The 17,548-nt window shown below is 64.7% G+C and carries 20 protein-coding genes; 7 read left to right on the top strand and 13 right to left on the bottom strand.

All coding sequences use genetic code 11. From position 1 onward, the window contains the following. Nucleotides 1-100: 100 nt before the first annotated feature. Both AYJ54_RS42660 and AYJ54_RS42655 read right to left on the bottom strand, forming a co-directional pair. Complete coding sequence (locus tag AYJ54_RS42660; protein ID WP_063708464.1) at nt 101-880, bottom strand: SDR family oxidoreductase; 780 nt, start codon at nt 878-880, stop codon at nt 101-103. Nucleotides 881-947: 67 nt separating this feature from the next. Continuing rightward, nucleotides 948-1,661 carry a GntR family transcriptional regulator gene (locus tag AYJ54_RS42655; RefSeq protein ID WP_063708463.1) on the bottom strand — a complete coding sequence of 238 codons (714 nt, stop codon included), beginning with the start codon at nt 1,659-1,661 and terminating at the stop codon, nt 948-950. Nucleotides 1,662-1,888: 227 nt separating this feature from the next. On the opposite strand from AYJ54_RS42655, the gene AYJ54_RS42650 reads away from it, so the two are divergent. The 6 genes from AYJ54_RS42650 to AYJ54_RS42625 are packed head-to-tail and all read left to right on the top strand — an operon-like array spanning nt 1,889 to nt 7,444. Continuing rightward, a complete protein-coding gene (locus tag AYJ54_RS42650; protein WP_082906115.1) occupies nt 1,889-2,752 on the top strand; it encodes an ABC transporter ATP-binding protein in 864 nt (287 codons plus the stop codon). Beyond that, nucleotides 2,749-3,528, top strand: coding sequence for a class II aldolase/adducin family protein (locus AYJ54_RS42645; RefSeq protein ID WP_082906114.1), 780 nt, complete (start codon nt 2,749-2,751; stop codon nt 3,526-3,528). Before AYJ54_RS42650 ends, AYJ54_RS42645 begins: the two co-directional genes overlap by 4 nt. A gap of 23 nt (nt 3,529-3,551) precedes the next feature. Further along, nucleotides 3,552-4,568 carry an ABC transporter substrate-binding protein gene (locus tag AYJ54_RS42640; RefSeq protein ID WP_063708523.1) on the top strand — a complete coding sequence of 339 codons (1,017 nt, stop codon included), beginning with the start codon at nt 3,552-3,554 and terminating at the stop codon, nt 4,566-4,568. Continuing rightward, nucleotides 4,565-5,380 carry an ABC transporter permease gene (locus AYJ54_RS42635; protein WP_063708462.1) on the top strand — a complete coding sequence of 272 codons (816 nt, stop codon included), beginning with the start codon at nt 4,565-4,567 and terminating at the stop codon, nt 5,378-5,380. Before AYJ54_RS42640 ends, AYJ54_RS42635 begins: the two co-directional genes overlap by 4 nt. Further along, complete coding sequence (locus AYJ54_RS42630) at nt 5,377-6,135, top strand: ABC transporter permease (protein WP_063708461.1); 759 nt, start codon at nt 5,377-5,379, stop codon at nt 6,133-6,135. The genes AYJ54_RS42635 and AYJ54_RS42630 overlap by 4 nt, the downstream gene beginning before the upstream one ends. Nucleotides 6,136-6,139: 4 nt before the next feature. Beyond that, nucleotides 6,140-7,444 (top strand): LLM class flavin-dependent oxidoreductase, encoded by a 1,305-nt coding sequence (locus AYJ54_RS42625; RefSeq protein ID WP_063708460.1) that lies wholly within the window; start codon nt 6,140-6,142, stop codon nt 7,442-7,444. On the opposite strand, the gene AYJ54_RS42620 is transcribed toward AYJ54_RS42625, so the two are convergent. From AYJ54_RS42620 to AYJ54_RS42570, 11 genes are all read right to left on the bottom strand, one after another. Continuing rightward, nucleotides 7,441-8,382, bottom strand: coding sequence for a dihydrodipicolinate synthase family protein (locus AYJ54_RS42620; RefSeq protein WP_063708522.1), 942 nt, complete (start codon nt 8,380-8,382; stop codon nt 7,441-7,443). The genes AYJ54_RS42625 and AYJ54_RS42620 overlap by 4 nt on opposite strands. Before the next feature lie 6 nt (nt 8,383-8,388). Then, nucleotides 8,389-9,180 carry an amino acid ABC transporter ATP-binding protein gene (locus AYJ54_RS42615; protein WP_063708459.1) on the bottom strand — a complete coding sequence of 264 codons (792 nt, stop codon included), beginning with the start codon at nt 9,178-9,180 and terminating at the stop codon, nt 8,389-8,391. Then, a complete protein-coding gene (locus AYJ54_RS42610) occupies nt 9,177-9,908 on the bottom strand; it encodes an amino acid ABC transporter permease (RefSeq protein WP_063708458.1) in 732 nt (243 codons plus the stop codon). The genes AYJ54_RS42615 and AYJ54_RS42610 overlap by 4 nt, the downstream gene beginning before the upstream one ends. Continuing rightward, entirely contained in the window at nt 9,905-10,762 is an 858-nt protein-coding gene (locus AYJ54_RS42605) for an ABC transporter substrate-binding protein (RefSeq protein WP_063708457.1), read from the bottom strand. Before AYJ54_RS42605 ends, AYJ54_RS42610 begins: the two co-directional genes overlap by 4 nt. A gap of 122 nt (nt 10,763-10,884) precedes the next feature. After that, the gene (locus AYJ54_RS42600) at nt 10,885-11,187 is read right to left on the bottom strand and encodes a DUF4286 family protein (RefSeq protein WP_063708456.1); all 303 of its coding nucleotides are present in this window, start codon (nt 11,185-11,187) and stop codon (nt 10,885-10,887) included. 11 nt (nt 11,188-11,198) lie between these two features. Continuing rightward, a complete protein-coding gene (locus tag AYJ54_RS42595; protein ID WP_245329299.1) occupies nt 11,199-12,140 on the bottom strand; it encodes a dihydrodipicolinate synthase family protein in 942 nt (313 codons plus the stop codon). Nucleotides 12,141-12,148: 8 nt separating this feature from the next. Further along, nucleotides 12,149-12,580 carry a MaoC family dehydratase gene (locus AYJ54_RS42590; protein ID WP_063708454.1) on the bottom strand — a complete coding sequence of 144 codons (432 nt, stop codon included), beginning with the start codon at nt 12,578-12,580 and terminating at the stop codon, nt 12,149-12,151. Nucleotides 12,581-12,583: 3 nt separating this feature from the next. Further along, a complete protein-coding gene (locus AYJ54_RS42585) occupies nt 12,584-12,991 on the bottom strand; it encodes a MaoC/PaaZ C-terminal domain-containing protein (protein WP_063708453.1) in 408 nt (135 codons plus the stop codon). Between the two features lie 11 nt (nt 12,992-13,002). Continuing rightward, complete coding sequence (locus tag AYJ54_RS42580; RefSeq protein ID WP_063708452.1) at nt 13,003-14,166, bottom strand: acyl-CoA dehydrogenase family protein; 1,164 nt, start codon at nt 14,164-14,166, stop codon at nt 13,003-13,005. Continuing rightward, nucleotides 14,163-15,353, bottom strand: a complete 1,191-nt coding sequence (locus AYJ54_RS42575; protein ID WP_063708451.1) for a CaiB/BaiF CoA transferase family protein — start codon at nt 15,351-15,353, stop codon at nt 14,163-14,165. The genes AYJ54_RS42580 and AYJ54_RS42575 overlap by 4 nt, the downstream gene beginning before the upstream one ends. Nucleotides 15,354-15,369: 16 nt before the next feature. Continuing rightward, a complete protein-coding gene (locus AYJ54_RS42570) occupies nt 15,370-16,278 on the bottom strand; it encodes a dihydrodipicolinate synthase family protein (RefSeq protein ID WP_063708450.1) in 909 nt (302 codons plus the stop codon). A gap of 184 nt (nt 16,279-16,462) precedes the next feature. Here AYJ54_RS42570 and AYJ54_RS42565 point away from each other — a divergent pair, with 184 nt between their 5' ends. Next, on the top strand, nt 16,463-17,548 hold the full coding sequence (locus AYJ54_RS42565) for a LacI family DNA-binding transcriptional regulator (protein WP_063708449.1): 1,086 nt from the start codon (nt 16,463-16,465) through the stop codon (nt 17,546-17,548).

Below are 17,548 nucleotides of genomic sequence, written 5' to 3'. Positions count from 1 at the left end.
GGTGTTCTGGCCGAGCCAATAGAGTCCCGGCGTCGCCGAGAGCTCGTCGAAATAGCGGTTGCGGACCAGTGCGGCGGATTGAGGCTTCGACATCGACGCCTCAGATCACCGAGCCGCGCGCGGCGATTCCGCCGTCGATCGTCACCACGGTGCCGGTGATGTAGCCGGACCGCGGCGAGGACAGGAAGGCGACGAGATCGGCAACCTCTTCCGATGTCGCGGGTCGTTTACCCGGATATTTGTCGAACAGCTCCTCCCAGCGGCTTTCGTCGCCGAGCATGTCGATCGCCTTGCGCTTCATGATCTTGAGCATCCGGTCGGTGGCGACCGGCCCCGGATTGACCGCGACGACGCGGACGCCGTGGTCGAGGCTGCGGCCGCCGAGCGCCTTGGTGAAGGACATCAGCGCCGCATTGCCGGTTGAGCCCGCGATGTAGCTCGCGTCCCAGTTCTCACCGGAATTGCCGATGATGTTGATGATGACGCCGTCCTTGCCCTTCATCCGCGGATAATAAAGGCGCGACAGCGTGATGTAGCCGAACACCTTGAGATCGAAGCCGCGCCGCCAGGCGGCGTCGTCGAGGATTTCCAGCGAGCCGGCGGGGATGTCGCCGGCATTGTTGATGAGGATGTCGATGTCGCCGACCTCGGCCGCGAGCTTCTCCATCGCGGCCGTGCTCGACAGGTCGAGCGCATGGATGGTGATCTTCACGCCATGACGGGCTTCGAGCTGCTTCTTGGCCTCGAGCATCGCTTCGCCGTTGCGGGCGGCGAGATGGAGATGACACCCCTCGGCGGCGAAGAGCTCGGCTACCGCCAGTCCAATTCCTTTCGACGCGCCGGTAATGAGCGCGGTCTTGTTCGTCAGCTTCAGGTCCACTCCGGGTCTCCAGGATGCAAGCTAGATATACAAGGTGTAGCAATTTGCATACCAAGAGATCGAAAGGTCATTCGAAGGCGGCGAGGAAGTCCAGCAAGTTGTCGCCGAGCAGGTTGACGTGGTCGCGCATGGCGCTGTGCGCCCGCTCTGGGTCGTGTGCCAGGATCGCCTGCATGATCGCCTCGTGCTCGCGAACGGTATCGGCGATCCGGTTCGGCATCCGCGTCACCCGGCGGCGATAGGCCGCTACCTGATTGCGCAGCCTGCGGGTCTGATCGGCGAGGAAGCTGTTGCGCGAAGCCTCGTAGATCGCTTCATGGAATTCCTGGTTGATGTCGTAGAAGACGTCGATGTCTCCAGTTTGGCCTGCCGCGACAAGCCTCTGATGAATCTCGCCAATTTCGGCGCCCCAGGCCTGGGACACGCGCCTTGCGGCAAGCCGCGCGCAGAGCCCTTCGAGCTCAGCCATGACCTGAAACATCTCGATCAGCGCCTGCGCCTTGATGCTGCGGACCGTCGCCCCCTGCCGTCCGCGCAGCTCGACCAGATTATTCGCTGCCATCAGGCGGAACGCCTCCCGTACGGGCGTGCGCGAGACGCCGAAGCGCTCCGCGATCTCCTGCTCATCGAGCCGGCTGCCCGGCTCTAGGTGGCCGGCTGCGATCGCGCCCTCGAGCCTCTGGCGCAGGCTTTCGGCGAGCGTCATGCCGGGGCTTGCGGTGAGGGTTTCATGCCCATTTTTGGCGCGCTTGCCTGCGCTATGTGCACCAATACTCGCCATTATGTTTCTCCAACGCCGATATAAGTATACATAATGGCACCTGTATCCTGCCAATCGGCCTGTTTTCTGCCAGAGATGCGAAGCAATTCCGACGTTTGCGCCGCTGTTTTCGCAAGTCTCATGCCTGATTTACACGAGAATCGCACTGGCACACGAGTTGCTAAGAGATTTCAGCGCGGCCCGCTTTCGTATGCGAACGGCCGCTACCATTATACAAGGACATCCCGGTGCAGGCTGCCCGCCTTCCCCATCCCGGCCCCGCCACCGAAGCCCCGCAAGCTCAGCCCAGGCCTGAGCCGCTGCTTGAACTTCGCGCGATCAACAAGACATTCGGTGCTGTCGCGGCACTGTCGGGACTTCAGGCGAGCATCGCGCCCGGCGAGTTCGTCACCGTCGTCGGCCCAAGCGGCTGTGGCAAAAGCACCCTTTTCAATATCGTCGCCGGACTGGAAGAGCCGGATGCCGGAGGCATCCTGCGCTTCGAGGGCAAGAGCTGCCATGCCGCCGACCTGCTCGGCCGCGTCTCCTTCATGCCGCAGCGCGATTTGCTGTTTCCCTGGCGCAACGTGGTCGACAACGCCATCCTCGCGCTCGAGGTCGAGGGCATGCCGCGCGATCAGGCACGCGCCAAGGCACTGAAGATGCTGCCCGAGTTCGGCCTCGCCGGCTTCGAGAAGCAGTATCCAAATCAATTGTCGGGCGGCATGCGCCAGCGCGTGGCCTTGATGCGCACCTTCCTGTTCGAGCGTAATCTGATGCTGCTCGACGAGCCGTTCGGCGCTCTCGACGCGCTGACGCGTGCGATGATGCAGCGCTGGCTGCTCGATGTCTGGCAGAAATACCGGCGCACCATTCTCTTCATCACCCATGACGTCGACGAGGCAATTTTCCTCGGCGATCGCGTGCTCGTCATGACGGCGCGGCCGGGCTCGGTGAAGCTCGAACAGGCCGTTGATTTGCCGCGCCCGCGCCGGCCGGACATCGTCACCTCCTCCGAATTCGTACGTCTCAAGCGCACGCTGCTCGATGCGATCGAGGAGGAAAGCATGAAATCGTTCCAGTCCTCCATCGCGCAGGAGAAGCCGCAGTGAGCGTGATGTCAGCGAGAGAGCCGCGCGAAATCGATCCGGCCGAATGGGATGCCCGCATCAAGCTCGCGGCCTGCTATCGCATGGTCGCAAAGCTCGGCATGGACGATTTGATCTACAATCACATCTCCCTGCGCGTGCCCGGCCACGACGATCAGTTCCTGATCAATCCCTACGGACTACTGTTCGACGAGATCACTGCGTCGAGCCTCGTGAAGATCGACACCAAAGGCAACAAGCTCGACGACACGCCGCAGGCCGTCAACGTTGCCGCCTTCGTGATCCATGCCGCGATCCACACCTCGAACCACGAGGCGGCCTGCGTGCTGCACACCCATTCCGACGCCGCCGTCGCGGTCTCCGGGCAGGAGAAAGGCCTGTTGCCGCTGAGCCAGTTCGCGATGCGCTTCTACGACCGCCAGGCCTTCCACGATTACGAAGGCGTCGCCATCGATCTCGACGAGCAGACGCGCCTCGTACGCGACCTCGGCCCGCACAAGGTGATGCTGATGCGCAACCACGGCATTCTCACCGTCGGCCGGACGCCGGGCGAGGCCTTCATGCTGCTCTATTATTTCGAGCGCGCCGCGCGGATCCAGCTTCAGATGCAGGCGGCGGCCGCGGCCGGCGCCGCGCTCGTGATGCCGCCGCACGAGGTCTGCGAGAAGGCCGCCCGCCAGTTCTGGGAATTGCAGGGCGACATCCTCGTGCCCGGCGAACGCGAATGGCCGGCCTTGATGCGCCAGCTCGATCGCACCGATCCGTCTTACCGCAATTGATTTTCACCGCCTGGAGCATGACCATGTTGAGCCGACGCCACGCCTTCTCCGTCCTCTCCGCCATCGCTCTGGCGACCGGCTCGCTTGTCACGGCTGCGCCGGCAGCCGAGCCGCAGAAGGCGAGCCTGCGCCTGAAATGGCTGCCGCAGGCCCAGTTCGCCGGCTTCTACGTCGCGGCGGCCAAGAGCTACTACAAGGCCGAGGGCATCGACCTCACCATCAATCCTGGCGGGCCCAACCTGCTCACCGAGAACCTGGTCGCGACGGGCGCCGACACGTTCGGCCTGTCCGGCGGCACCGACAGCGTGTTCGCCGCCCGCGACAAGGGCCTACCGATCGTCTGCATCGGCGTCTCGCACCAGATCACGCCCTTCATCTTCGTCACCCGCAAGGACGGGCCGGTGAAGACGATCCAGGACTTCAAGGGCAAGACCGTCACCACCTGGTTCACCGGCGCCAATCACGTGCTGACCGGGATGCTGGCCAAGGAAGGCGTCAAGCCGGACGAACTGAAGATCCAGCCGCAGCAGGTCTCGGTGACGCCCTTCGTCGACGGCAGCGTCGACGTGGTCACGGCGACCTATTACAACGAATTCTACACCATCCAGTCGCGCATGCCGAAGGACAGCCTGAAGACCTTCGTCGCCGAGGATTATGGCATCACCTTCCCGCGCGACACGCTGATCGTGGCCGAAGCGACCGCCAAGGAGAAGCCGGAGCTGGTCAAGGCATTCCTGCGCGCGTCGCTGAAGGGCTGGAAGGACGCTTTCTCCGATCCCAAGGGCGCCGTCGACACCGTGATGGCCGCAGCCCCGACGCTCGACCGCGCGCAGCAGGAGTTCATGCTCACCGAGGTGAAGCGCCTGATGACATCAGGCGCAGCCGCCAAGAATGGCCTATTCTGGATCGATACTGATGCGGTCAAGACCGCCCACGACTTCTTCCTGAAGTACGGCGTGATCTCCAAGCCGCTCGACCTTGCCGCCGCCTATAACGCAAGCTTCATCCAGAGCGTCCCTGTGGCGGACCGGCTGCCATGAGCAGCCCTGCCGCAACATCGCTCAGTGAGGCCGCCGCCGCGGCGCGGTCGATCACGATGCCGGATTCGCTGCGCAAGCTGATCCGGCTCATGCTCGGCCTCGCCATTGCGGCGGTGATCTGGGAAGGCGCAGTGTTGCTGTTCGGCATCCGTCCCTATTACCTGCCGCGCCTCAGCACGATCCTGATGGCGATGGCGGCCACACCTCGGGCCTACATCGACGGCTTCCTGCGCACGCTGGCAGAGACGCTGATCGGCTTCGCCTCCGGAGGCGCCTTCGGCGTCCTCATGGGCATCGTGTTCTTCCGCGTCCGCGCGCTGCGCGAGATGATCTTCCCGATTTTCGTGGTGTCGCAGACCATTCCGGTCATCGCCTTCGGCGCGCTGGTGGTACTGTGGTTCGGCAACACGCTGCTCGCCAAGGCCATCATCGCCTTCTACCTGACCTTCTTTCCGGTGACGGTGAACACGCTGCTGGGCCTCGAGACGGTCGATCCCAAGCAGGTTGCCCTGATGCGCAGCTTCGGCGCCTCCAACCGCCAGCTTCTGCTTCGTTTGCAGCTGCCGACCGCGCTGCCGCAAATCTTCGTGGCGTTGCGCCTTGCTGCATCGCTGAGCCTCGTCGGCGCCATCGTCGGCGAATGGTTCGGCGACACCACCGGCCTCGGCGTCTTGCTGCTCCAGGCCATGTTCACCGAGAATGTCGTCGCGATCTGGGGCGCGCTGCTGGCGGCGGCCCTGCTCGGCACCGGCTTCTATGCCGTGGTCGCCGCGGTGGAGCGTCGCCTCGTCTTCTGGAGCGCAGAGCAATGAGCCGCGCGCTTGCTTCTCCCTCGCTCGCCGCCCAGCGCAGCGTTCTCGGCGCCGTCCTCCTGATCGCGTGCTGGGAAGGCACGGCGCGCGGACTGCATCTGCCGGCCTATGTCCTGCCCGCCGTCAGCGACATCCTCGTCGGCCTCTGGTCCAAGCGTACAATCCTCTTCGACGCCGCCGGCTATACCCTGATCGAGGCGATCGTGGGCTACGGGCTCGGCTGCCTGATCGGCATCGGCCTCGCCGTCGCCATCGGCCTGGTGCCGGCGTTGCGTAGCGCGATCCTGCCGCTCGCGACCGCGATCAACTCGGTGCCCGTGGTCGGCTATTCGCCGCTGATCCTGCTCTGGTTCGGCATCGGCGTCAGCTCCAAGATCGTGATGGTGGCGATGGCGGTGAGCTTCACCATCCTGCTGTCGATGCTGGCCGGGCTCGACCGGGTCGATCGGCGCGCCGTCGACCTGATGAAGAGTTTTGGCGCAAGCCGCCTCAGTGTGCTGTGGCGTCTGCGCCTGCCGACCGCCCTGCCGCTGCTGCTGGCCGGCATGCGCGTCTCCACCGTGCGCAGCGTGATCGTGGCGATTGTCACCGAGATGCTCGGTGCCCATGGCGGGCTCGGCTGGGTGATCTACCAGGCCGTGCTCCAGATCGACTTCGTTCAGGTCTGGTCGGCGATCTTCGTGGCCTCCGCCGCGAGCCTCGCCTTCTTCGGCCTGGTCGGCTTCCTCGAGCGAAAACTCCTATTCTGGACGTGACGTCATGAAACGACAGATGCATCTCGGCCTGTTCATCCTCGGCACCGGCAGCCATGTGGCGGGCTGGCGTTATTCCGGCGCGGTCGACAGCTTTCAGGATTTTGCGGCGATCCAGGAGATCGGCCGCATCGCCGAGCGCGGCAAGTTCGACCTGATCTTCATGGGCGACAATCTCTACGCCGACGCCGCCGCCCATCCCTCCTACACGTTGCGGCTGGAGCCACTGACGATGCTGGCCGCGCTTTCGACCTCGACCAGCCATATCGGCCTCGGCGCCACCGTCTCCACCACCTACAGCGATCCGTTCTCGGTCGCGCGCGTCTTCGCTTCGCTGGATCACATCTCCAAAGGCCGTGCCGCATGGAATGCCGTGACGACGGCCAATCCGGCGACGGCGGCGAATTTCGGCACGACGCACCCCGACCACGCCCGCCGCTACGAGATGGCCGGCGAATTCCTCGACGTGGTCAAGGGTCTGTGGGACGGCTGGGCCGACGACGCCATCGTCGCCGACCGGGCCAGTGGCCTCTATATCAATCCCGCAAAGTTGCGCGCGATCGACCATGACGGCGCCTTCTTCAAGGTGAAGGGCCCGCTCAACATCGGCCGCAGCCCACAGGGCCGCCCCGTCGTGCTTCAGGCCGGCGGCTCCGAGGCCGGGCAAGCGCTCGCTGCACGTACTGCCGACATCGTGTTCTCGGTGGTGCAGGACATCGAGGAGGCCAAGGCCGGGTACGCCTCATTGAAGACGCGCCTGCCGGCATTCGGACGCAGGCTGGAGGACGTCACGGTGCTGCCGGGCGTGATGCCCGTGGTCGGCCGCACCGACAAGGAAGCTTTCGAGAAGCTCAACACGCTCCAGAGCTTTGTCAGCGGCAGCAATGCGCTCACCATCCTGTCGGACCGGTTCGGCCGCGACATGTCGGCCTATGATCTCGACGGGCCGATCCCCGACATTGCGCCGTCGGACAGCTATCACAGCTTCGCCAGCGTCATGCTCGCCAAGGGCCGCCGCGAGAACATGACGCTGCGCGACCTCTATAATCTCACCGCCGCCGCCCGCGGCCATTGGGTGCTGTGCGGCTCGGCCGAGCGCATCGCCGACACGTTGCAGCTCTGGTTCGAGGAACACGCCGCCGACGGCTTCAACGTCATGCCGCCCTATTTCCACGAAGGCTTCGAGGATTTCGTCGAGCTCGTGGTGCCGATCCTGCAGGAGCGCGGGCTCTTCCGCGCCGACTATGAGGGAACGACATTGCGCGATCATCTCGGCCTCGCGCGGCCGGCCAATCCGTTCTTCGCGGCTTAGAGCACGCCGACGACGCGCAGTGCCTGCTCAAGCGCCTGCAACTCACCGCGTGTCGCCGCCGGCTGCGGCGGCCGCGCCGCGTCGCACGACAGGCGGCCGAGCAATTTCAGGCACGCCTTAAGCCGCACTGTTGCCCGTCCCCCGGGCGCATCGCGGTAGATCGCAACCGCAAGCGGATACAGCTTGTCGTGCGCGGCCCGCGCCCGCTCCCAATCGCCGACCTCCGCCGCAGTCCAGAGGCTGACCACGAGTTCCGGCACCACGCAGGCGAGGCTGACCTGGCTGCCGGCCGAGCCCACGATATAGCTCGTCAACAGATGCTCATCGCCGGAGCCGAGCACGACGAAGTCCGGTCGCTGCTTGCGGATCAGCCTGAGGTTCTGTTCATAGGCCGCAACCTCCCAGCTGCCTTCCTTCACCGCAACGAAACGGGGATCGGCGACGAGCCGCGTAAGCAGCGGCGGCGCGTAGGCCATCGCGCCCGCGCCGACGGGCGCAGCGTAGAGCATCAAGGGCACCGTCGTAGCATCGCGGATGTGGTGGTGATGTTCGATCACGCAATCATCGGCATGGCCGAGTGCCCAGCTGTTGGGAGGAAACACCAGCAGCCCGTCCACGCCGGCCTGTTCCAGCGTAGCCGCCTCGCGCGCCGCCTCCAGGCTGGATTCATGATTGATCCCGGAGACGATCACGCAATCCTTCGGCGCGTGCTGGCGCGCCAGCTCTACCACGCGCCGCTTCTCTGCCAGAGACAGCACGAAGTTCTCGCCGGCGTGGCCGTTGACCAGGAGCCCATTGATGCCGGACGTGGACGCAACCGAGGTGAGATGGGCTGCGAGCTGCACCTCGTCGATCTCGAAGTCGGGCGTCATCGGCACGATGGTGGCGGCATGAATGCCGCGCAGGCGGTCGCTGAATGTCCGCAGCACGGCCGACATCGCCACCTAGTGAATGATCTGGTCGAGGAACGTCCGCGCTCGCTCGGACTTAGGATGCTTGAAGAACTCCTCCGGCGCGGCCTGCTCGACCACCTTGCCCTCGTTCATGAACACGATGCGATCGGCGACCTCGCGGGCAAAGCCCATCTCGTGGGTCACGCACACCATGGTCATGCCCTCCTCCGCGAGCTTCTTCATGGTCTCCAGCACCTCCTTGACCATTTCCGGATCGAGCGCCGAGGTCGGCTCGTCGAACAGCATGATCTTGGGACGCATGCACAGCGCGCGTGCGATGGCGACGCGCTGCTGCTGGCCACCCGAGAGCTGCCCGGGGAATTTCTCGGCCTGATCGGGAATCCGGACCTTGGTGAGGAAATGCATGGCGAGGTCCCTGGCTTCCGCCTCCGACAGGCCGTTCACGGTCATCGGCGCCAGGATGCAGTTCTCCAGCACCGTCATGTGCGGAAACAGATTGAAGCTCTGGAACACCATGCCGGTGTCGCGCCTGACGGCATCGATGTTCTTGCGCTGGCGGTCGAGCTCGATGCCGTTGACGTAGATGAGGCCCTCGTCGTGCTTCTCGATGTGGTTGATGCAGCGAATGAGCGTCGATTTGCCCGAACCGGAGGGACCGCAGACCACGATCCTCTCGCCCTTGGAGACCTTGAGATCGACCTCGTTCAACGCGGTGAAATCACCATAGTGCTTGTAGACCGCCTCCATGCGGACCGCGGGCACCTCACGCAGTTGCGGCTGCACCGTTGCAGCTTCGGCCGTCGTCATCGATATCTCGCTCATGCGCGGGCCTCCACGCTCGCCTGTGCGACCGGCGCGCTCGCTGCGACCCGCCTGGTTTTCGCGGCACTCGATCGACCGAAATGCTTCTCGAGCCGGCGCTGCAGCGCATCCCAGGCCGAGGTGAGGATCAAGTAATACGCCGTTGCAGCCGCATAGACTTCGAGGATTTGGAAATGCTCCTGCATCAGCATGTCGCTGCGACGCATGAGCTCCTCGACCGAGATCACGGAGGCAAGCGAGGTCGCCTTCAAGAGCGAATTGATGGAGTTGCCGAGCGGCGGGATCATCAGCCGGAACGCCTGCGGCAGGGTCACGCGGCGAAACGTCACCCAGGGCGACAAGCTGAGCGCCCAGGCGGCCTCGCGTTGCCCCGCCGACACCGCCATGAAGCCGCTGCGTACGATCTCGGCGAGATAGGCCGCTTCGTTGAGGATCAGGCCGACGAGCGCGCAGGTGATCACGGAGAACTTGATGCCGAGCTGCGGCAAGCCGCTGTAGATCACGACGAGCTGGATCAGGAGCGGCGTACCGCGGAAGAACCAGATGTAGAAGCGAGCCGCGCCCGCAAGCAGCGGATTGGACGACATGCGCAACAACGCGATGCCCATGCCGAGGATCAATCCGCCGACCACCGCCGCCACCGTCAAGCCGATGGTGACGAGCACTCCCTTCATCAGGAAGTAATTGAAGAAGTAGCTGACGGCGGCCGTCGGACTGAAATGGCTCATCGGCTGGTCTCCGTTAGTCGGGCCGGACCGGGGCCGGCGATCGCAAGCGGCTGGTCGGCCGGCATGCTGGTCAGGCCGAACTTGTCGAACAGTCCCTGGTAGCTGCCATCGGCGCGCATCGCGTTGAGCGCCTTGACGACGGCATCGACCACCACCTTGTTGCGAAAACCGAGCGTCGTGCGCGCGGTGCCGAGGCCGCTCAGCACTTCCTTGACGCGGCCGCGGCTGGTGAGATCGCGCGCCACACTATCAACGAGCAATGCGTTGTCGACCTGTCCCGCCAGCAGCGCACTGACGACGTTGGTCGCGGTGGGGAACGTCCGCATTTCGACGGCGGCTCCACCTTTCGCCACGCTGGCATCGCTGAGCTTCTTGAGCCAGTTCATCTGGTAACTGCTGACCTCGACGGCGGATGATTTTCCGATCAGATCGTTTTCGGTAGCAATTTTTGTGCCGCGGTCCGGCGCCACCACGACCGAGATCGCCTGAATGGCGTAGGGCACCATGTACATCAGCTTGGAACGTTCCTCGGTCCAGAACATGCCGGTATCGATGCCGTCGATGCGGGCCGCGTTGAGCGCGGGAATCATCGCCGGAAAATCCATCCGGACGAGTTCGACCGGAAGACACAACCGCTTTCCGAGCTCGGCGGCGAGCTCGACGTTGAGGCCCTGCAGCTGACCGTCCTTGTCGACGAATTGCTGCGGCGGATTGGTCGGGTTGATGGAGAGCTGCAGCTTCCCGGGCGCAATCAGATTGTCGTCGGTGATCGCAGGCGTACAGGCGGCATGCACCGCAGTGGATGCGAGAACGAGCGCGGCAGCCGCACTCAAGCGAAACAGTGTCGAGACCATGGATACCTCCAGTAAGACGCCAATGACCGATGCAGTCCCTCGCCCGGGATTCCCCCTCGACGTTTCTTGGACGCTGCCGACCGGATCTCGCGACACGGCAGGCGACATCGTCTTCGACCTGCTCAGACCGGTCCCGACATCGGCCTGAGCTGGATGCGCATGAAATTCTTCACCAGGGATTCGAACGGACCAAAGCCCTTCACTTTCAGGAACTCGGGCGTCTCGAACGCCCATCGCCCCGCGACTTCGTACATCGCGGCGTATTTCGGCCCGTCGCCGATGGAGACGAAGCGCTTTGCCGAGAGCCAGCCGGGACAGGCGAGCAGATCAGGGAAATGCGTCTGCTCGTACCAGACGTTGAACGCAGCCTCGTGCTCCGGATCGATGTCGACCCGCACGATATGGATGAAGGCTTCGTCCGGCATCTATTCGTTCCTCATGCCAGACGGATGTCGCCGGCCGCGCGCGCCGTGCCGACCGTGGTTGCAATGGCGTCGCACAGCGCGGGCGGAACCGGCAGCAGCGGCGGCCGCGGATCGGCGTTACGGATCAGGCCGAGCGCCTTCAGCCCAACCTTCATGCGCGTGTGCATGTCCATGATCGGCGCAGGCCCGTAGATGGCGTGGACGATCGGATAGAGCCGCTCGTTGACGGCGCGCATCGCCTTGAGGTCGTCGGCGAGCGAGGCCTGCCACAGCGCGATGAACAGATGCGGCGCGAGGCTGACGAGACCGGAGAGAATGCCGTCGCCGCCGACGGCGAGCTGCGGTAGGAACCAGTTGAAGTTCGACGGCAGGATGGCGACGGAAGCGTCGGCCTGCTTCACCGCCCGCCGGTTCTCGTCATAGGCGAAGATAGTGTCGCTGCCTTCCTTGATCGCGATGACGCTGTCAAGCGCGGCGATCTTGGCCAGGGTCTCCGGCGAATAGCCAAATCCCGATGCCAGCGGATACTGGAAGATCGATATCGGGATTCCGATCGCGGAGCTGACTGCCTGCACGAAAGCCACCGGCGCGCGCGAGGTCGCCGAGGCACCGCCACCGAGCGGCGCGGGTGGGAACAAGACGGCGCAATCAGCGCCGGCAGCTTCCGCGAGCTGGGCCTGATGGATCGCTTCCGCGGTGGAATGCGCGATGATGCCTGAAAGCAGCGGCTTGCCGCCGACCTGCCGGCGCGTCCGCTCGATCACCGCCTGACGCTCGTCGTCCGAGAGCGACCCGCCCTCGCCGGCATGTCCGTTGACGAACACCGCCGCGATGCCGTCCGGGCACGCGCAATAGTCGAGCACGCGGGCGTAACCGTCCCAGTCGATCGAGCTGTCGTCGCTGAAGGGCAGCACGGTCGCGACCGTGACGCCGCGCAAATCCGGTTTCTTCATCGCCTTGCTCATGACGGTTTGCGCCGTGGAAATTTCAGGCTCGCGCGTGCCTTCATCACTTCGAGGCCACCCTCGTTGCGGGCACTCGCTTCCCAGATGATCGTGCGGGTCTCGTCGTGCTGCTCGGCGATCCAGACGTCAAAGGTGAGCGTGTCGCCGTAGAACACGGGACCGGTGAACCAGAAGCGGTCCTCCACCGACACGCCGATGGTGCCGACCAGCTCGCTGGTGAGAATGCTGGTGCAGAGGCCTGCAATCATGATCCCCGGCGCCAGCCTGCGACCAAAGCGCGTCGCGCCGGCATAGACCTCGTCGACATGAACGGGGCCGAAATCGCCGGTCGCGGCGATGTAGAGCGCGCCATCGGCCTCGGTGATGGTCTTGCTCAGGCTGACCCTGTCATTCACCTTGAGATCGTCGAACGACTTCGGCTCGTACATGGCTCAGGCCTTGGCAAAGGGAACCAGCGTTGCGGTGCCGTCCACCACGGTCGCACCCGAGGGCGACAGCGTGCAGGTGACGCGGCAGGTCGCTTCGTCGCCCGAGACTGAGACGATCTCGGCTTTGGCTTCTACGGAGTCGCCGACAATCACGGGCGCAGCGAAATTAAGGGCGATGCTGCCGATCCGCCGCGTCGGTCCGCCGAGCTGGCTGAGGCAGGTCGTGGCAAGCCCGCCCACGGCAAGCTCGAACGCAACCATGTTGGAGGCTCCCGCCTTCCTGGCGCGGACGGCGTCGACATAGAGACCGCCGAGATTGCCGCTGATGCCGGTAAACATCGCCTGCTCGGCCACCGTCATGGTCTTGCGGAATGCGAAGGCTGCGCCGGGCTTGACAGGTGCGTGAGACATCGATCGCTTCCCTAGAGCTGCAAGCCGTTCTTGATGGTGCTGCGCGCAACCAGCATGCGGTGAATTTCGGAGGTACCGTCGTAGATGCGGGTGACGCGAGCGTCGCGATACATTCGCTCCAGCGGCAGGTCCTTGCTGAAGCCCATGCCGCCGAACACCTGGATGGCACGGTCGACCACACGGCCCTGCATTTCGGACGCCGCGACCTTGATCATCGAGACCTTGTCGCGCGCATCCTTGCCCTGATCGATGTCCCAGGCGGCGTTCATCACCATCATCTTGACGCCAAAAATCTCGGTGGCGGAATCGGCGATCAGCTTCTGCACCATCTGGAAGTCACCGATCAGTTGGCCGAACTGGCGCCGCTCGCCGGCGTGCCTGCGCATCATCTCGAGCGCGCGCTGTGCCATGCCGACGGCGCGCGCGCCGATATGGGCGAGCCGGATCTGGAGGACGCTCTGCATGATCAGCTTGAAGCCGCCGCCGACCTCCCCGAGCACGGTCGCCTTCGGAATGCGGCAATTCTCAAAACTCAGCTCGGCATGACCATAGCCGCGATGGCCCATCATCGGCTGGGTGCGCGCGACCTTGAAGCCGGGCGTGTCGCGATCGACCAGGAACAGCGTGATGCCGCCGCGGGCACGCTTGTCCTTGTCGGTCAGCGCCATCAGGATCACGTAATCGGCGATGTCGCCGTCGCTGATGAAATGCTTGGTGCCGTTGAGCACCCACACATCGCCATCGAGACGCGCGGTCGTGCTGATCGACGCCGCGTCGGAGCCGGCGCCCGGCTCGGTAATCGCCATGGCGCAGATCTTGTCGCCCTTCACCGTCGGCAGCAGATAACGCTCGACCTGATCGCCCTTGCAGGCCATCAGCATCGGATAGACCTGACCAAACACGCGGCGGATCAGCGCGTCCGACGTCTTGCCAAATTCTTCCTCGACGAGGCAATGCTCGACGCAGGACAGCCCGCCGCCGCCGACATCCGCCGGCATGTTCATGGCGTAGAGGCCGAGCTTCTGCGCCTTGTCCTTGGTGACCGCCAGTGCATCGGCCGGCACCGTAGCTGTCTGCTCCACAACGTCTTCGAGCGGCTGCACCTCCGTCTCGACGAAGCGGCGGACGGTGTCGACCAGGAGGCGCGTCTCCTCGGGGACTGAGAAATCGATCATCGCGCCACCCCGACGGCCTTGCCGGCGACCATCGCGTCGATCTCCGCGGCGCCGTAGCCGATCTCGCCGAGCACCTCCCTCGTCTGCGCCCCCAGTCGTTGCGGCACCAGCCGCACCTCCGGGGTCCGGCCGTCATAGCGCGCGGGATGCGCGACCATGCGGATCGGCGTGCCCCCTGCGCTCTCGGCGCTCTTGAACACGCCGAGGTGCTCGAGCTGGGGATCGGTCTCGAGGTCGCGATAATCCTGCACCGGCGCGTGCCAGACCCGCGCGGCTTCCAGCGCGGGCAGCCATTCCGCCGTCGGCTTCTGCTTCAGCCGGGCTGCAACGATCCGCGTGATCTCCTCGCGCTTCGAAAAACTGTCGGCATCACCGAACCGTTTCAACTCGTCGCTGTCGAGCGCGACCGCGAGCGCCTTGGGCGATGCCATAGAGATCGCGAGATGACCGTCGGCCGTCGCGTGAATGCCATAGGGACCGGGGCTGAACCAGGCCGCGATGCCGGCCGGGCCGCGCGGCGTCGGCGATGGCGCGCCGTTCAGCCAAGCGGTCAGCGGCTCGAGCTGGAGATCGAGAGCGGCCTGATAGAGGTTGACTTCGACGAGCTGCCCCTTCCCGGTCTTCGTCCGGGCGAACAGCGCCGCGAGGATGCTCATGGCATAGAGCGAGGCGGCGTGCTGATCGACGATGACGGCACCGACCGCCGTCGGTTCGCCGTCCGCCCGCCCCGTCCGCATCGCGAGACCCGACATCGCCTGGAGCAGCAGATCCTGGCCGGGGCGATCCTTGTAGGGCCCTTCCGACCCGAATCCGGTCGCCACCGCATAGATCAGGCCGGGATTGATCGCCTTGAGCGTGTCGTAACCGAGACCGAGCTTCGCCATGGTGCCGGGGCGGAAATTCTCCATCACGACATCGGCCGCCGCCACCAGCTTCTTCACCGCGGCGATGCCGTCGGGGTGCTTGAGATCGACGGCGAGGCTGCGCTTGTTGCGGCCGGTCGCCAGATGATTGACGCTGTCGCCTGCGACGAAATGATTGGTGACCGCCCAGTTGCGCTGAAACGCACCCTCGATCGGCTCGACCGCGATGACGTCGGCGCCGAGATCGGCCAGCGTCTGCGCGGCCAGCGGGCCTGCGAGATAGTGGTTGAAGCTGAGGATCTTGACGCCGTCGAGCAGGTTCATCCGTTCACACCTCAGTTTAGGCAGCCACAACCGGCGCGCCGCGCCACACGAGATCGAAACTCTTGACGAGGGCACGCGCGGCAGCATCCTGCGCTGCCGGCAGCGGCAGGCGTGGCGGGCGCGGATTGCCGGCCGCAAAGCCCATATGACCGAGCAGCGCCTTGCTGCCGGCGACGTAGGCCTGGCCACCGACGAATTCGATCACCGGCAGGTATTTGAGATAGAGCTCGCGCGCTTCCTTGATCGCGCCGTGGTCGGCGACAAGGCTGAAGATGCGGCCCATCTCCGCCGGGACCACGTTGGAGGCCACGGCGACCCAGCCCTGCGCGCCTTCAACGAAGGATTCGAAGCCGAGGATGCCGCCGAACACCGTCATCCTGTCGCCGCAGAGGCGGATGATGTCGCGCACCCGCGTCACCTCCAGCGTCGACTCCTTGATATAGAGACAGTTGTCGATCTCGGCGATCCGCGCCACGAGTTGCGGCTTGAGATCGACATTGGCGGTTGCCGGATTGTTGTAGACCATGATCGGCAGCGCGATCGCGTCGGCAACCGTCTTGTAATGATGGACGAGCTCGCCGTCTGTCGGCGTCGAATAGAACGGCGGGATGATCATCACGCCGTCGGCGCCCAGTTTTTCGGCACGGCGACTGAGACGCACCACCTCTCGCGTATCCTCCGCGCCGGTGCCGATCAGCACGGGAACGCGGCCCGCGGTCTGGCGAATGACGACCTCCGCGACCAGCGCCTTCTCGTCATCGTCCATGGACAGGAACTCGCCGGTCGAGCCAAGCGGGATCAACCCATGAATGCCCTCCGCGATCTGCCAGTCGACGAAGGCGCGCAATGCCGCGACGTCGACCTCGCCCGCTGCCGTGAACGGGGTGATCATGACGGTGTAGGTGCCGCGGAACGTCTTCATCAAGAAACTGCCGGGTGAAAGGGTGAATTCAAGCGATGGCTGCCTCCTGCGGAATAACCGCAGACTTTATGCAATCGTTTGCATAATTGTCTCCGCATTGGGCACCACCATCCATTTTTTGAGCTTGATCCGTGTGGAATAAGCTCTTAGCGTTCCTGCAATCGTTTGCAGTCTATCGGCAGGTTGGATGAGCGTCACGCTCAAAGATGTGGCACAGGCGGCCCGTGTTTCAGTCAGCACTGCTTCCCGAGCGCTGACGGGAACCGGCCTGACCAGCGAGCGTACGCAGCAGCGCCTGGTGCGCATCGCGCGCGAGCTCGGCTATCGGCCGAACCCGATCGCACGAGGCCTCAAGACCGGACAGTCGCGGCTCGTGGCGCTTCTCGTCCACAATCTCACCAACGCCTCATTCCAGGTGATGGCCGAAGTGGTACAGGCGCGCCTGAAGGCGCTTGGTTATCAGATGCTTCTGTGCATCGGCGGCGACGATCCGCAGCAGGAGAGCGACACCCTCACCACGCTGATCGACCACCGCATCGACGGGCTGATCGTCGTGCCGACCGGCAAGAACGGCGCGCAGCTCAAGGCGCTCTCCAAGGACGTGCCCATCGTCTGCCTGGTGCGGCGCGATGACGCGACCGATCTCGAGACCGTGCTCGCCGACGATCCGCAAGGCGCTTATCTGGGCACGCGTCACCTGATCGAGCTCGGGCACAAGCGCATCGGCCTGATCGTCGGTCGCCAGGACACCACGTCCGGCCGCGAACGGTTGTCCGGCTATGTCCGCGCCCTGCGCGAGGCCGGCATCGCCAGGGACTACACATTGATCCATGCCGGCCATTTCGTGCCCGAGACCGGCGCGACCTGCGCCCGCAAGCTACTCGATCTCCCCCGCCCGCCGAGCGCTATCTTCGTCGCCAATCACGAAGCGACGCTCGGCGTACTGCGCGTCACCGCGGAACGGAACATCGCCATTCCCGATGATCTCTCGCTGCTCTGCTACGAGGACATGCCCTGGTTCGAATGGCATCGCCCGGCCATCAGCATCGTCGACAACGGCGCACGGGACCTTGCCAATCTCGCCGTCGACCGGCTGCTGCATCGCATGGACGCCAAAGGCAACGGCAGTGAGGGTGTTCGCGAATATCGGGTCGGCGCCCGGCTGATCAAGCGCGACTCCTGCCGCCAGATCGACGCCCCGGCCCCTGCGAGATCGGCGAGGCCCAAATCGTCTCCATCCAAATCATCTGCGGCCAAATCCGCGAAGGTCTGA

The sequence above is a fragment of the Bradyrhizobium centrolobii genome (assembly GCF_001641635.1).
Classification (GTDB): domain Bacteria; phylum Pseudomonadota; class Alphaproteobacteria; order Rhizobiales; family Xanthobacteraceae; genus Bradyrhizobium; species Bradyrhizobium centrolobii.
This window is presented reverse-complemented; position numbering and strand designations above follow the sequence as displayed.